The sequence below is a fragment of the Flavobacterium pectinovorum genome (genome assembly GCF_022802975.1).
Classification (GTDB): Bacteria; Bacteroidota; Bacteroidia; order Flavobacteriales; family Flavobacteriaceae; genus Flavobacterium; species Flavobacterium pectinovorum_B.
The window spans coordinates 286,684-302,836 of the sequence record NZ_JAFEVZ010000002.1 but is presented as its reverse complement, the minus strand read 5'-3'; the positions used below and the strand labels follow the sequence as shown (position 1 = coordinate 302,836).

The following is a 16,153-nucleotide window of genomic DNA, read 5'->3' as shown; positions in this document are numbered from 1 at the left end:
GAAGGCGATACAGAAACCTACACAAAAGACATAAGCAAGGCAACGGATATGTCAAAAAAATAAGCTGATTCCATTATTTTAAATTAGTACAAACCGCTAACTTCAAATAAAGATGGTTAACGGTTTGTATCATTTTTTGAATCTTTATTTTGCTCTGATAAAACCTTAAATACTAATAATTTGAAATTCTTTTATATTTGTTATAAATTTAATTTTAATGAGAAACATTGTAATAATAGAAGACAACCAGGATCTAACACATGCCCTTACTTTTTCTATAGAATCTACAGGAAAATATAAAATTTTGAAATCTTACACTTCTGGAGAAGAAGCTGTAAAAGACATCGGCAATAATTTACCGGATTTTGTCATTATGGATATTGAACTGGAAGGTAAAATGAATGGCGTAACATGTACTTCGCTATTAAAAAAGAAATACCCTCAACTAGAAATTTTGATGCTCACCGTTTTTGATGACAGCGAACAGGTGTTTGATGCCTTAAGATCAGGAGCTTGCGGATACATGACCAAAAACACCAGTTTTTCGGACATAATTAACGCGCTGGACGAAGCTTCAGCCGGAGGCGCACCAATGAGTTTCAAAATAGCCCGAATGGTGCTGAATAGTTTTAAAACAAAAAATGACTCGCCACTCACCGTTCAGGAAAACAAAATATTAAATTTATTAGCCAAAGGCGCAAGTTACAAAACGGCGGCTATTCAACTCAATATTTCTACAGAAACGGTTAAGTTTCATATTAAAAATCTTTACATAAAACTGCAGGTCAACAATAAAGAAGATGCCATAGTATTGGCCAGAAAAAACAAATGGGTATAAATTGGCAGAACATTTTTAGACATTACGACACGGTTTCAAAACTTGAAAAAGTCAAAAAGAAAATTTACTTTTTTTTGACACTGGTTTTTATTATCTGCAACACTTATTATATTATTGGGGGTAAATACGCCAATACATTCGATTTATATCTTTACCTTTTTTCATTATTTTTTAACCTCGTAACTCTTGCCTGTGTTATTTATGCCAAAACCACAAAATATGCTATCATTGTTTCATCTACCAATGATATTATCAATACGTCTGTAGCAGTTTGGTTTACCGGAGGACCATATTCTTTTGATATTTATTGGTATTTCACACTTATTCTTGGCTTAATTGTTTTGGTCGAAACCAGAATGGGCATGATAGTGGCTTTTGCTGCTTTTGTAAATTTATCAGCCGTTTTTTATGCAGAAATCAAACATTTAGTTCCTTTTAAACAAGACTTTGACGCCATTGATTTCAATACCAAAATGACCAACCTCTTATTTGTCTTTATAATCCTGATTATCATCATATTTTTTGTCACCAAAAAAGATTTGTTTGAAGAAGAATTTATTCAGGAAAAGGAAGAAAACATCAATACTTTGGAATACGAGTTAGACAAAAGAATGCAGGAAATAGCCAAATTGAGAATAAATATAGCCAGAGATTTTCATGATGTGATGGGGAATAAACTGGCTTCTATATCCTCTATATCCCAAATGTTAAGTATCGGCAACAGCTTTTCGGAAGAGCAAATTAAAGCCGAAATCACAAGAATCAGCAATCTGAGCAATGAGGTTTACAGCGAAACAAAAGATTTTATATGGTCACTGAATATTGAGAAAAACAATCTTTTTGAAGTCTATATTTACATTAAAGATTTTGGCGAAAAGCTATTCAACAGTTCCGGTATTGATTTTATTAGTCATCCCATAAACGAGGAGTACGAACAAAAAACAATTTCTATGGCCGTCTGCTCCCAGCTTATTTTGATTATGAAAGAAGTAATGACCAATGCCTTAGTACACTCCAATGCACAAACGGTTTGTTTATCATTATTCTATAATAATAAAGATATCGTATTAGAATTTGAAGATAACGGTATTGGTTTTGACCCAAACACACTAACACGGGTCAATGGATTAAAAAACATCAAATCAAGAGCTACAGAATCAGGATTAGAACTCCAATTTACAAGCCAAAAAAACCAAGGAACAAAAATTTCTATCCTTTTTTAATAAAAAACACTCTTTTACAACAACCTACCCTTTTTTGGGGGTACAGTCTGAATAGTATCATTTTACTTTTGTTTTTCTAACTATTAAGAAAACAATATGCGGGAAAAATTACTATTTATTACAATTGCGTCCATAGGATTAAAGGTAAATTCTAAAACCCTATTACATCATTTTAGTTTTAATTTTCCAGACTACGGAAACGACACAAATACTTCAACTTTTGCATCCTTGAATGCGAACTATCCAAATGCAATCAACGGTTTTTACCATCCATCAAATGGTACGACCGTAAGTATAAATGCTGCCATTAGTGAAAGAAAACTATCATTTCGTGAAATTTTAAAATTCACTCAAAAGCATTTATAGACTTTTACAAAGACTTAAAACAATTATTATGAAAAAAATACTACTCTCAATTGCATTAGCCTTACCAATGTTAGGCTTCTCACAAGCTACAACAAGTGGACTCATAAGTTATTTTAACTTTGAAAACACATTGAACAGCAATTCGACCTCTCATAATTTTACTAACGGCACCAGTACAAACGTTACTTACAGCAATGGAAAATACGGACAAGGAGTTGTTTTTGGCGGTGCATCAGCATTAGTCAACGCTACTTTAACTGATGCTGCAACTTTGGGGGTAAATTCTACAATTGCATGGTGGGAATTCAGACCTATTGGAATTCCAAATAATTATTCTACCTCATTTGAGATGAGTGAAGCTTTATATTACAGAGCACAAAATGTTTCCAGCTGCAACAATGGTTCATACTCCAATAGATACGAGCTAGGAATTAACGCTGGCGGCTGGGCTTGTTTAACCTTGCAACAACAAAGCGCTATGGCAGGCTCCTGGCATCATCATGCAATTGTCAAACAGGCTGGCGTAATCAATTATTATCTTGATGGTGTACTAAACATTGGCGGATGGCTTCTGAATGACCAGGGAATAAATGGTACTACAAACAAATTCATTTTTGGTGGCGGTACAAACAATGGCGTTATTAACAATTCAAAATGTATGAACGGAACTTTAGACGAATTATACATTTACAACAGAGCTTTAACTGCATCAGAAATTTTGAATGTTAAAAATGCTACAAATGCAACGACAACAGGACCTGTAAGTAAAACCGGATTATTAGCATTTTACAACTTTGAAAATAACAATAACAACTTTGACAACACCCACAACCTAACTAACGGGACAGCAACCAACGCTACTTATGATAACGGAATGTATGGGCAAAGTGTTGCTTTTTCTGGTTCGCAAGCTTTGGTTAACACTACAATTTATTCTGCCTTAAATAGCGGAGAATATTCTGTTGCTTTTTGGGAAAAAAGGACTACACCTCCCAATATATACAGTACTTCTTTTGAGTTTTTTGGAGTCCATTATTTTAGAGCAGCAGGAAATCTGAGTTGTGGCTTCAAAAGTCCAACCAACACAGCCTGGAGCAACCTTATGATGGGAGCAACTGGAACATATTTGAATACCTGGACACACTATGCCTTTGTTTGGAGTACAGAAACAGATGGTTACAAAAGAATGAAGTGCTACATCAACGGACAACTGGTCGTTTCATCAAGTGGATATACCGCAGCTGCAACCATCGAACAATTCAACACCATATTCTCTGTTGGAGGCGGAACAAGTACAGACGGAAATCTTCATCCATCAAAATATTACACAGGCAATTTAGATGAATTTTACATTTATAACAGAGCCATCACAGATATTGAAATTATGAATATAATGGGGAACAGTTCCGGTGTTACACTCTCAAATCAGGACTTCGTATCTAAAAATTCAAACGTTTTTATCTATCCTAATCCAACATCAGATAATTTCACAATTGAAACCGAAAACGAGGTAAAATCTGTAGAAATTTTTTCATTGCCGGGACAAAAAATCGCTTCTTTTACAACAAAAAATATCAATGTTTCTAACTTAAAAAAAGGAATTTATTTAGTTCGTATTGAAGATAATGAAAACAACGTAACTACCCAAAAACTGATTATCAAATAAACTGAAATAGTTTTATGAAGAATCCGCACCTGAAGATTAATCTCTGATGCTGCGGTTTTTCGATTAAAAAACTGTTATTGTTGAAATAATTATTTGTATGGAAAAAATAAAAACCCTAATTGTTGACGATGAACCAAATGCGAGGTCTTTACTCCATAATTTTATCGAAGAATATTGCCCCGAAATTGAATTAATTGGCGAAGCCGAAAATGTAAAATCGGCAGTAAAAATCATCAACAATAACGATATTGATTTGGTATTCCTTGATGTCGAAATGCCAAATGAAAATGGATTTGCATTGTTCGAATACTTCAACAAACCCAATTTTGAAACCATTTTTTGTACCGCTTATTCACAATATGCGATCAGAGCCTTCGAAGTTTCGGCAGTCGATTATATCTTAAAACCCGTAAGTATTGCCAAGCTCAAAGAAGCTATTGAAAAAGTTGCTGAAAAACGAAATAGAAATACACAAACGAACAATATTGCCATTTTGAAAGAAAATTTATTAGAAAATCAGATCAGAAAAATTGGCATTCACATTGGGGACGGTATTGTTTTTATGGACATAAATGACATCTTTTATTTTGAAGCCGACAGTTCTTATACCACAATCCATCACAAAAAGGGCAAAGATCTGGTAGTAAAAAAAATCAAACATTTTGAAAACCTACTTTCATCCGACACTCGTTTTTTCAGGATACATCGCTCCTATTTTGTCAACATAACTTTGATTAAAAAATACAGCAAAAAAGACGGATTGTCAATTACGTATGATGATAAGATTTTATTACCTGTTTCCAGAGAAAAGAAAGAAGAATTTGAGGATTTTATGCAAATGAATAATATTGTATAAGATGAATTTCAAGAGAACAATTCTTTTGTTTTTGCTTTTAATGAGTACACTCTTTTATGCCCAAAAAACAAATGAATTAATTACTAAACTTAACAATCACACCAAAAAAGATACCCTAAGATGCTATTTTTTAGACCAGGTTATTGAGTCCGAAAGCAACCATACTATTTGGATAAAACATAACAATGAATTAAAAAAAATCACTCAGGAAAAAAGTCAATCAGAAACCAATCCGGCTTTAAAAAAAGCTTATCTAAAATATTTAAGCATTGCTTATAACAACGAAGGTGCTTTTCTTATTTATACAGAAGAATTTGAAAAAGCAATTCTGGTTTACAAAAAGTCTTTCCGTATTACAACCAAAATAAATTACACTTACGGAAGTGCTTTAGCTTTACAAAACATAGGAACTGCATTCGATTATTTAGGGAAATTAGACAGCACATTAGTCTACATGCAACAGGCATATTCCTGTGCAAAACACTCAAAAGACAAAACCAACCTTGCCTATATTTTGACCGATCTCGGATTTGTTTACAATAATTTAGGAAACAATTCACTTGCCATAAAACACAATCTTGAAGCTTTACCATTATTTGAAAAAACAAATAATTTAGAAGGATTAGAGCGTACCTATTTTGCCTTGGGAAGAATTTTTGACAGTCAAAAAGATTTCGAAACCAGCATTTCCTATTATGAAAAATGTTTAAAAATTGACAAACAAATCAAAAATCAGGAAAGATTAACTTTAGTACTTATTAATCTGGCAACGACAAATAACAATTTAGGCCGCCTCAAAAAAGCATTATACTTCAATAAACAAGCCTTTTTATTGGCTAAAAAAACAGATAATAGTGATTTAATTGCAGCAACATATAAAAATTTTGCTGACACCTACTTTAAAAAGAATGATTTGCAAAATTCCGAAATCAATTATCTAAAATCTGCCAAACTATATAAGAGTATAAATAGTCAAATAATGTTTTCTAAAATATGCATCTCCCTTTCCACAGTTTATTTAACAACAAATAAATTAGCTTTAGCTAAAGAATACGCTTCAAAAGGTTATTATTTAACAAAAAAAACGAATTCTCCCTCTGATGAAAAAAATGCTGCTGGAATTTTAAGTCAAATTTATTTCAAGCAAAATGATTTTAAAAATGCTTATCTATTCAAATCTATAGCAATTAACATCAGCGAAAAAATATATTTTGATGAAAGCAAAGACATCGCACTCAAAGCAACTTATCAATACGAAACCGAAAAAAAAGAAGCTACCATCAAAGAGTTGAACCAAAAAAAGAAAATCGCTGAACTGGAATCCAACAAAAAAAACATTCTTATCAACAGTATCATTATTTCGTTTTTGGCATTGACACTCATTGCATATTTCCTTTTTTCAAGGTATAGAGAAAATAAGAAAAACGAACTTTTGAAAACCCAGCTTATTGAGACCCAAAAACGACTGGAAGCCGAAAAAAAAGCCACCGATAGTGAACTCAAAGCCTTGAAAAGCCAAATGAACCCGCATTTTATATTCAACGCGCTCAACAGCATTCAGGAACAATTTATGTATGGTGACAAACTAAAGGCAAATGAACAGTTGAGCAATTTTACTTATTTGACCAGACAAATTCTGGAAGTTTCAGGTAAAAAACAAATCACCATTGCTGCCGAAATCGATATTTTAACCAAATATCTCGAACTCGAAAAAATGCGTTTTGCCAAAGACTTTGAATACACGATAACAACTTCCGAAATTATCGATGAAGATTATATAAAATTATCGCCAATGCTGCTTCAACCCTTTCTGGAAAACAGCATCAAACACGGATTGTTGCACAAAAAAGGACTGAAAATAATTACAATTAATTTTGATTTGAGTCTAAACGAAAAATACCTCATCTGCACCATCATCGACAACGGAATTGGTCGTCAAAAATCAACTGAAATTAAAGCAGGAAACCTCGAAAATCACAATTCTTTTTCCATAAAATCCATACAACAACGATTAGAATTACTGAATGACAATTTACAGCTACAGGAACTCATACTGTACACAGATATTAAAGAAACCGATGTTCTTGTGGGCACAAAAGTGGTGGTGAATATTCCTTTGGTTTAACTTCATAAACAAATCAAATTATACATATTCAATCCGATTATTATCAATACCGCAACCACCAATAATATTATTTTACAATTGAGTTTTTTAATAATTACTGACATAAAATTTAATTTTTGAGCAAAATAAAGATTCTTGAATCAAGAAATAATCGAAAAATATATGAAAGGGAAAATTTAGTTCACGAAATGAGGATTTGTTTGTTATTTTTACACCTTAAAATTTATTTCAATGTCACAAAAACGCCTTTACCTTCTTGATGCTTACGCCTTAATATTTCGCGGTTATTTTGCCTTTATAAAAAACCCAAGAATCAATTCGAAAGGAATGGATACTTCGGCTATTATGGGTTTCATGAATGCCTTGATGGACGTAATAAAACGTGAAAAACCCGATCATTTAGCCGTAGCTTTTGACAAAGGAGGAAGCACTTATAGATATGAAATGTATCAGGAATACAAGGCAAATCGTGACGAAACTCCCGAAGCGATTAAAATTGCAGTTCCTTACATTCAGGAATTACTGAAAGCGATGCATATTCCTATTATAGAAGTTGCCGGTTTTGAAGCCGATGATTTAATTGGAACCATTGCCAAACAAGCAGAAAAAGAAGATTTTAAAGTTTATATGGTAACTCCGGACAAGGATTTTGCCCAATTGGTTTCTGAAAATATTTTCATGTACAAACCCGCCCGAATGGGGAACGACATTGAAATTTGGGGAATTCCGGAAGTATTAGAAAGATTCGAAATCGATCGTCCTGAGCAAGTTATCGATTTCTTAGGAATGATGGGCGATGCCGCAGATAATATTCCCGGATTACCGGGTGTTGGCGAAAAAACAGCCAAAAAATTTCTGAAAGAATACGGATCAATGGAAAATCTATTGGCTAATACACACCAATTGAAAGGCGCCATAAAAGATAAAATTGAAGCCAATGCAGCACTAGGTTTGTTATCCAAAAAATTAGCAGCAATTCTATTGGATTGCCCTGTAACTTTCAATGCTGAAGACTACGAATTATCAAAACCTGATATTGAAAAAACAGACGAATTGTTTCAGGAATTAGAATTCCGTCAGATGAAAACACAGTTTGATAAACTTTACAGTGATAATACCAATGACAATAGCAATACCAATGAGGAAATAACAATTAAAAAAACTCCTGCTAAAAAATCCAATGAAGATCAATTCGATTTATTTGGTTTTTCAGATGAGGAAAGCAGCGAGGCAAAACCGAATTCATTTTATGCAACATTAGAAAACACAGAACATTTCTACCAGATTATTCAGGGAGATTTTGCCATAAAACTGCTTTTACAAAATCTGCTGAATCAAACTTCAGTTTGTTTTGATACTGAAACTACCGGAATTGATACCTTGAATGCTGAAATAGTTGGAATGTCTTTTGCTTATGAAAAAGGAAAAGCATTTTATGTTCCGTTTCCTGAAAATCAGGAAGAGGCACAAATATTAGCAGATAAATTCAAACCTTTTTTCGAGAATGAATCTATTGAAAAAATTGGTCAGAACGTTAAATATGATTTGAAAATTTTATCGAATTATGGCGTTCAAATCAAAGGAAAATTGTTTGACACGATGATTGCGCATTACTTGATTAATCCTGATATGCGCCATAATATGGATGTTTTGAGTGAAACTTATTTAAAATATTCACCAAAATCGATTGAAGATTTAATTGGTAAAAAAGGGAAGAATCAAAAATCAATGCGTGACGTAGCTTTAGAAGAAATCAAAGAATACGCCGCCGAAGATGCTGATATTACCTATCAGTTAAAACAAAATTTCAGCCCGATTCTCGATAAAGCCGAAACCAAAAAATTATTTGATGAAATTGAAATTCCGTTGATTCCTGTTTTGGCTGCAATGGAACTGGAAGGCATCAATCTGGATGTGCCCTATTTAGAATCAATGTCGGTTGAAATGGCTGCCGAAAGCAATGCTTTAGAACAAAAAATCTATGAAACTGCCGGAGAAAAATTCAATCTGGCATCTCCAAAACAATTAGGCGACATTTTATTTGATAAATTAAAAATTGGCGGAGCCAAACAAAAGAAAACCAAAACAGGCCAATACGCCACCGGAGAAGAAATATTAAGTTATTTAGCAAATGACAATCCAATCGTAAAAGACATTCTCGAATGGCGTCAAATGGTAAAATTGCAAAGTACTTATATTGATGCATTACCAAATCAGGTGGACAAAAAAACAGGGCGTGTTCACACGGATTATATGCAAACTGTTGCAGCAACCGGCCGCCTGAGTTCGAATAACCCCAACTTACAAAACATTCCAATTCGTACCGAAAGAGGACGATTGATTCGTAAGGCATTTATTGCCCGTGATGAAAATTACACCTTACTTTCTGCGGATTACTCGCAAATAGAATTAAGAATTATTGCCGCTTTATCTGGCGAGTCAACTATGATTTCTGCTTTTCAAAACAATGAAGACATTCACAAAAGCACTGCGGCAAAAGTATTCAACGTTCCTTTAGAAGAAGTAACCAAAGAACAACGCAGCAATGCTAAAACCGTGAATTTCGGAATTATCTATGGGGTTTCAGCCTTTGGTTTAAGCAATCAGACTTCACTTTCGCGAAAAGAAAGTGCTGAATTGATCGAGGCCTATTATGCCACTTATCCAAAACTAAAATCTTATATGTCTAATCAGGTAGATTTTGCCCGTGAAAATGGCTATGTACAAACAGTTTTAGGAAGAAGACGTTATCTTAAAGATATTAATTCAGCCAATATGATGGTCAAAAGCGGTGCCGAACGAAATGCTGTTAACGCTCCAATTCAGGGTTCAGCCGCCGATATCATCAAAATTGCGATGATTAACATTCATAAAAAATTGGTTTCAGAAAACTGGAAATCTAAAATGCTGCTACAGGTTCATGATGAGCTTGTATTTGATGTGCATAATGACGAATTAGAAAAAATCCAACCTATGATTAAACACGAAATGGAAAATGCCTTTAAAATGGATGTCCCGTTGGAAGTAGAAATTGGTTTGGGTAAAAATTGGCTGGAAGCACATTAAAATTAATTTATAAGAAAAACAGAAGCGTCCTGATTAATTTCAAGACGCTTTTTTTGGATCCTTTTAAAATTCAGATTTTGTATAAATCAAAAAAACCACCACATTTCTGTGATGGTTTTCGTTGAGCCGATAGAGGGACTCGAACCCACGACCTGCTGATTACAAATCAGCTGCTCTAGCCAGCTGAGCTACATCGGCCTATTTAACGGGTGCAAAGATAAAATTGTTTTTTATATTTCCAAAAATAATTTCACACCACTCTCTATAATTTAAAAAACCACCACATTTCTGTGATGGTTTTTGTTGAGCCGATAGAGGGACTCGAACCCACGACCTGCTGATTACAAATCAGCTGCTCTAGCCAGCTGAGCTACATCGGCCTCATTACGGGTGCAAATATAAAGCGGTTTTTCGTTTTCCCAAAATAAATTTGCACTTTTTTATACTTTTTTTCGCTTATAATGCGTTGATTTTTTCAATCAATTGATTTGCAGTTTGTTCTAATTCAACATTGATTTGTTTAAAGTGTGCTTTTTTATTTTCAACATTTTTTGCGTTCACTTTTGTAATCAAAGTATCAAAAGCAGTAATAGCCTCATCGATCAAAGCATTCGTTTCCGGAGTAGGATTTCCTGTTGTAGACATCTCAAACAAATAAACTGCCTCAATAATATCTCCTAATACGAAATTGATGTCTTTCTTTAAATTTTTAACGTTTGCCATTTTTATTATAATTTTAATTTGCGTCTGCAAAAGTACATATTATCTTTAGAATATCTGTTATGAAATGTAAATTTCTAAAATTGAAGCATTTCCACTCAAAACAAACACATTTACCTCAGCAGGAACCAAAATCGTATCGCCTTTTTTATACGATTGCTTAAAAGTATCGTATATGATTTCAAAACTTCCTTCAATACACATATAAACTGTAAATGTTTCTCCGGATTTTAAAACCTCTACATTATTTTCTAACGGAATAAAGTTAGTTGTAAAATAAGGACAATCTACTACGGTATTTGATGTATTAACTTTAGAGTCATATTTCTTCTGAGTATCTACTTTATTATAGTTGATTGCGTCAAGCGCAAGATCTACGTGAAGTTCTCTTGTATTTCCCTGAGCATCTTTGCGATCAAAATCATAAAGACGATAGGTAATATCTGATGTCTGCTGAATTTCGGCTATTACCAACCCTGCACCAATTGCATGAACAGTTCCGGTTTCTAAAAAGAATACATCTCCAGATTTTACTTTAACATCATCCAAAACAGAAACTAAAGATTTATCATTTAAGTGTTTCAAATATTCTTCTTTACTTGAATTTTCTTTGAAACCAACGATTATTCTCGCATCATCATCAGCCTGCATCACGTACCACATTTCGGTTTTACCAAAAGAATTATGACGTTCTTTTGCCAGTTCATCATTTGGATGAACCTGAATCGAAAGATCTTCTCTGGCATCTAAATATTTAAAAAGTAAAGGAAATTGTTTTCCAAAACGTTTATAAACTGCTGTTCCCAGAATTTCGTTTGGAGATTCTTCAATAACCTCCATTAACGATTTTCCTCTCAGCCCACCATTAGCCACAATACTAACATCACCCTCTACAGTTGATAACTCCCAGCTTTCACCGGTAATTTCCGAAATAATTGGTTTATTAAGAATCGTCTTCAGTTTTACTCCTCCCCAGATTCTCTCTTTTAAAATTGGTTCAAATTGCAAAGGATATGTCTTTTGTTTCATATTTTTTTGGGGCTAATATCTTTATTTATTCAATATGTGTGTAATACTATTTCTTTAATTTATAATACTAATTCTTTAATTGTCTCTAATGCTTTCGGAATATGACTTACAGCATTCATACTGTCAAAAATCAAGATCACGACTCCGTTTCTATCGATAACATACGTCACTCTTCCCGGTAAAAGTCCAAACAAATTATTACGGACTCCAAAAAGATGCCTCAGTTTCTTATCCTGATCTGACAATAATATAAAAGGCAGCTCATGTTTTTTAGCAAATTTGTGATGAGATTTCACACTATCACTGCTTATTCCAATTACTTCAGCTCCTAAATCCTTAAAATCCTCATATTGATCCCTAAAACTACAGGCCTCGGTAGTACAACCAGGCGTATTATCTTTAGGGTAAAAATAAATCACAAGTGGTTTTCGCCCCAAAACACTTTGGCTTTCAAAAACTTCTCCGTGACTATCTTTGGCAGTAAAATTCGGAACTATATCTCCTATTTTTAACGACATTCTTTACTCTCCTTTATAAGTTACAAAATTGCGATCCGTTTCATTCAAAACGATTTCTAAGTCAAAATCAGGCTGAACTCTTTTTCTAATTTTATTCCATATCACAACTGCAATATTTTCGGCAGTTGGATTCAAATCCTGAAATTCAGGAACGTCCAGATTCAGGTTTTTGTGATCAAACGGAATTTCTACTTCTTCGTGTATAATATCCGCTAATACTTTCACATCTAAAACAAAACCGGTTTCCGGGTCAATTTTTCCTGTAACACTTACTGTTAAACCATAATTATGACCGTGAAAATTAGGATTATTACATTTTCCAAAAACTGTATCGTTTTTTTCAAACGTCCAGTCTTTCCTATGCAATCGATGTGCAGCATTAAAATGTGCTTTCCTTGATATGGTTACTCTCATTAGGTTTTTGGTTAGTATCGTTAAATTTTATGGTCTTCTAAATAATGATAAAATTCATCAAAAATTATTTTGAACCAAACAGTATAAATTTCGGGCTGTTTTTCAATATCCTCTTTAATATCTTCAATTTTCATCCATTTCCAATCCTCAACCTCTTCCGGATTAATGACCGGTTTTTCATTATAATACCCAATCATTACGTGATCGAGCTCATGCTCTGTTAAGCCATTATCAAAAGGCGCTTTGTATATAAAATGAAACAGCTCTTTTAGTTCGGCACTGAAACCCATTTCTTCGAACAGTCTCCTGCTTCCGGCTTCTACATTTGTTTCCCCTTCACGTTGATGACTACAACAAGTATTTGTCCAGAGTAAAGGGGAATGGTATTTTTGATGAGCACGCTGCTGCAGCATAATTTCATTTTTACTATTTAAAATAAAAACTGAGAAAGCGCGGTGTAAAACTGCTTTTTCATGTGCTTCTAATTTTGGCATTAAGCCTATTTGCTCATCGTTTTGATTAACTAATATTACGTTTTCTTCTATCATAAGGCGTGTTGATATAACAAAAATACGAAAAAAGAATTGGCTGGAAAATCTCAGAAAAGATTGTGAAAAGTTTAACGGACAATAAACCTTGTATCTAACTCATCAACAACACAATATAACTCAACAAATATCAAAACTAACCTTAAAAACAAGACAATAAAACTGCATAACAATATTTTTCGTAAATAATACAAAGTTAAAACATACTTAAAAAAATCTCAATTGTAAAGTATAAGGTATTGCTATACAAAATCTAATTGTACATTTGAAATGATAAATTAAAGCACTAAAACAATGAAAACAAGAACACAATTCTTCAATCTTTGCTTTTTAATTCCACTTTTTATTCTTCAGGCATGCGGGCAATCCTCAAAAAAACAGAACACCAAAACTGCTGCTATGGAAAATAAAATTAACAAGCCCGGAAATCCTTATTATTCAAATACAGATACAACAAAACTAAAAATAACTGATGCCGAATGGAAGAAAGTACTACCGGAAGATGTTTACGCAGTAATGCGTGAGGCTGACACTGAAAGACCTTTCACAGGAAAATATTGGAATACCGATGAAAAGGGAACTTATTATTGTGCTTCCTGCGGAAATACACTCTTTAGATCGGGCGCCAAGTTTTCAAGCAATTGCGGATGGCCAAGTTTTTTTGAACAGGAAAACAAAAAAAGCATTGTTTTTGAAAATGATAATTCACTCGGAATGGAAAGAATTGAAGCACTTTGCGGGCGTTGTGGCGGACATTTGGGTCATTTATTTGATGATGGCCCGGCACCAACCGGAAAACGTTATTGTATGAATTCAATTGCCCTTGATTTTATTCCTGACTCTCAAAAATAATATCCTCAACTATGAAAAATACAATTTTAATTCTCCTCATCACATTATCATTTAATGGATTCTCACAAGGAAACAAAACCAAAAACACATCCAATCTTGAAACCATTACTCTTGGCGGTGGTTGTTACTGGTGTGTAGAAGCTGTTTATGAAAATTTAAACGGAGTCAAATCAGTAGTTTCAGGTTTTTCCGGAGGAAAAATTGCGAACCCCACTTATGAAGAAGTTTGCACAGGAACAACAGGACATGCCGAAGTGGTACAAATTACTTATGACAAAAACGTAACAGATATTAATGAAATTTTTAAAGTTTTCTTTACCGTTCATGATCCTACAACCCTGAACAGACAAGGAGCCGATGTAGGAACTCAATATCGTTCTGTCATTTTTTATAAAAACGAAGAACAAAAAAAAGCAGCACAAAACATTATAACAGAACTTAATAACGCAAAAGTTTACAATAGTCCAATTGTTACTAAAACAGAACCTTTTACCAAATTTTACAAAGCTGAAGATTATCATCAAAATTATTATGCAAAAAACAAAAATCAGCCATATTGCAAAATGGTCATTCAACCTAAATTAGAAAAATTTGAAAAAGTTTTTAAAACTAAATTAAAAAAGAAACCTTAAGCTCTTTATTATTTTCAATATTTCATCAATAAAAAAAGTCTGTACCATTTTTGATACAGACTTTTCTATTTATTTTTATGATTCTAAATTCTTAGTGAGTAACATCTAAAGAATAAAACTTCACATTTGCATACGCTCCTGTTTCATCTCCCTGAAGATTACACCCTACAGTAAAATAGTTATCAAATGAATTCCATAATTTATAATCACCACCTGAATATACTTTTTTCTCCCCATTTACACTAACTTCCATCTTTCCATCGGAAATTTCAATTTGAAAAGAAAATTTATCAAAACCTACCTTGTTTTTAAAAGTATAACCATCGTCATCAATCCATGAATCTTCTTTTAACACATCAATACCTGTAATAGATGGATCAGCAAGTCTTTTCGATCTTAATTTAACATATCCGTTATCCCAAAAAACTTTTAAGATTGACGGAGCAGATTTATCTTTTGCACCAATTTGATTAACCTGATCTTCTTTTAACCTTCCGCCTATCTGAGCAAATATAACACGTGGATTTTGATCATTTTTTTTAGAAATATCCCCCATTTTAATCGAAGCCTTTAATTTTCCTCCTTGTTTAAAAGACCAGCTTGCATCTCCACCAAACGAGTTTTGTTCTTTTAAATCTGTTTTATTAAAAGATCTTTTAGACTTAATTGAAGGATAAACATAAAAAACCAAAGACCTGTCTGACAAGTCATTAAACATAAATTTGGTAATTTCCATATTTTCAGAATAGTCCAAAAGTTTTGGTGCTTTATATGTTGTTACTGAACCTTCAGGAATGGTTAATTTCCACAAAGTTAAATCTATTTTTGGTGCTTTTTGAGCATGAATTAGAAAAGTAGTACTTGTTAATAGTAATAAAAGATAAGTTCTAATTTTTTTCATTTTTTTGCTGTTTTTGGGTTTTAATAATTGTAAAAATTGATTATCAAGAGAAATATTCACAGAAAAAATATCCTAAAAAAATAACTTTAAAATATTTTTTTATAATAAAAATCATAAGCAAACAATCATTTTGTAATCGATTGCATAAAATTAGATTTTTTTTTTAATTTCACTATATTTTTTTCTATATTTTTTTCTATTCCCTAAAAAAAACACTCTATAAATAAGAATTTATGATTAAAAATTAAAATTAAACAACCATCCCTAAGAAAAAAGAGAAAGAAACACTAAATCATTGAAGATTTAAAAAAAGAAAAAAATGTCTTTCAATAACTCAACAACTATTCTTTTGATAAAAATTCAGAATTACAAAGTAATTACATACAAAAAAAATACAGA

Annotated in this window: 15 protein-coding genes and 2 tRNA genes; 9 read left to right on the top strand and 8 right to left on the bottom strand. The window is 32.8% G+C overall.

Annotated elements, in window-relative coordinates:
* The first annotated feature begins 217 nt into the window (after positions 1–217).
* From FLV_RS03970 to polA, 7 genes are all read left to right on the top strand, one after another.
* Entirely contained in the window at positions 218–838 is a 621-nt protein-coding gene (locus tag FLV_RS03970) for a response regulator (protein ID WP_243230921.1), read from the top strand.
* Positions 829–2,061 (top strand): sensor histidine kinase, encoded by a 1,233-nt coding sequence (locus FLV_RS03965; RefSeq protein ID WP_243230920.1) that lies wholly within the window; start codon positions 829–831, stop codon positions 2,059–2,061. The genes FLV_RS03970 and FLV_RS03965 overlap by 10 nt, the downstream gene beginning before the upstream one ends.
* Positions 2,062–2,157: 96 nt before the next feature.
* Positions 2,158–2,427 carry a hypothetical protein gene (locus FLV_RS03960; RefSeq protein WP_243230919.1) on the top strand — a complete coding sequence of 90 codons (270 nt, stop codon included), beginning with the start codon at positions 2,158–2,160 and terminating at the stop codon, positions 2,425–2,427.
* Positions 2,428–2,455: 28 nt separating this feature from the next.
* Positions 2,456–4,093, top strand: a complete 1,638-nt coding sequence (locus FLV_RS03955) for a LamG-like jellyroll fold domain-containing protein (protein ID WP_243230917.1) — start codon at positions 2,456–2,458, stop codon at positions 4,091–4,093.
* Positions 4,094–4,190: 97 nt separating this feature from the next.
* Positions 4,191–4,949 carry a LytR/AlgR family response regulator transcription factor gene (locus tag FLV_RS03950; RefSeq protein ID WP_243230915.1) on the top strand — a complete coding sequence of 253 codons (759 nt, stop codon included), beginning with the start codon at positions 4,191–4,193 and terminating at the stop codon, positions 4,947–4,949.
* 1 nt (position 4,950) lies between these two features.
* Positions 4,951–7,074, top strand: coding sequence for a tetratricopeptide repeat protein (locus FLV_RS03945; protein ID WP_243230913.1), 2,124 nt, complete (start codon positions 4,951–4,953; stop codon positions 7,072–7,074).
* 231 nt (positions 7,075–7,305) lie between these two features.
* Positions 7,306–10,140 carry a DNA polymerase I gene (gene polA / locus FLV_RS03940; RefSeq protein ID WP_243230912.1) on the top strand — a complete coding sequence of 945 codons (2,835 nt, stop codon included), beginning with the start codon at positions 7,306–7,308 and terminating at the stop codon, positions 10,138–10,140.
* 124 nt (positions 10,141–10,264) lie between these two features.
* Here polA and FLV_RS03935 read toward each other — a convergent pair.
* The 7 genes from FLV_RS03935 to idi all read right to left on the bottom strand — a co-directional run bounded on the left by FLV_RS03935 (position 10,265) and on the right by idi (position 13,369).
* Positions 10,265–10,338, bottom strand: a tRNA-Thr gene (locus FLV_RS03935).
* A 108-nt stretch (positions 10,339–10,446) separates the two neighbouring features.
* Positions 10,447–10,520 (bottom strand) — tRNA-Thr (locus tag FLV_RS03930).
* A 76-nt stretch (positions 10,521–10,596) separates the two neighbouring features.
* Positions 10,597–10,863, bottom strand: coding sequence for a hypothetical protein (locus tag FLV_RS03925; RefSeq protein WP_243230908.1), 267 nt, complete (start codon positions 10,861–10,863; stop codon positions 10,597–10,599).
* A 57-nt stretch (positions 10,864–10,920) separates the two neighbouring features.
* Positions 10,921–11,889 carry a type I phosphomannose isomerase catalytic subunit gene (locus FLV_RS03920; protein WP_243230907.1) on the bottom strand — a complete coding sequence of 323 codons (969 nt, stop codon included), beginning with the start codon at positions 11,887–11,889 and terminating at the stop codon, positions 10,921–10,923.
* Between the two features lie 59 nt (positions 11,890–11,948).
* Positions 11,949–12,407, bottom strand: a complete 459-nt coding sequence (locus FLV_RS03915; protein WP_243230905.1) for a peroxiredoxin — start codon at positions 12,405–12,407, stop codon at positions 11,949–11,951.
* Between the two features lie 3 nt (positions 12,408–12,410).
* Positions 12,411–12,821: a 6-carboxytetrahydropterin synthase gene (locus FLV_RS03910; RefSeq protein WP_243230903.1), complete on the bottom strand. Its 411-nt coding sequence runs from the start codon at positions 12,819–12,821 to the stop codon at positions 12,411–12,413.
* A gap of 20 nt (positions 12,822–12,841) precedes the next feature.
* Positions 12,842–13,369, bottom strand: coding sequence for an isopentenyl-diphosphate Delta-isomerase (idi, locus tag FLV_RS03905; RefSeq protein ID WP_243230902.1), 528 nt, complete (start codon positions 13,367–13,369; stop codon positions 12,842–12,844).
* A 294-nt stretch (positions 13,370–13,663) separates the two neighbouring features.
* Between idi and msrB the strand changes: the two genes are divergently transcribed.
* Both msrB and msrA read left to right on the top strand, forming a co-directional pair.
* Positions 13,664–14,221 (top strand): peptide-methionine (R)-S-oxide reductase MsrB, encoded by a 558-nt coding sequence (gene msrB / locus FLV_RS03900; RefSeq protein ID WP_243230900.1) that lies wholly within the window; start codon positions 13,664–13,666, stop codon positions 14,219–14,221.
* Positions 14,222–14,232: 11 nt separating this feature from the next.
* Positions 14,233–14,853: a peptide-methionine (S)-S-oxide reductase MsrA gene (msrA, locus tag FLV_RS03895; protein WP_243230897.1), complete on the top strand. Its 621-nt coding sequence runs from the start codon at positions 14,233–14,235 to the stop codon at positions 14,851–14,853.
* Positions 14,854–14,944: 91 nt separating this feature from the next.
* On the opposite strand, the gene FLV_RS03890 is transcribed toward msrA, so the two are convergent.
* Positions 14,945–15,754 (bottom strand): polysaccharide lyase family 7 protein, encoded by an 810-nt coding sequence (locus FLV_RS03890; protein WP_243230895.1) that lies wholly within the window; start codon positions 15,752–15,754, stop codon positions 14,945–14,947.
* Between the last annotated feature and the right edge of the window lie 399 nt (positions 15,755–16,153).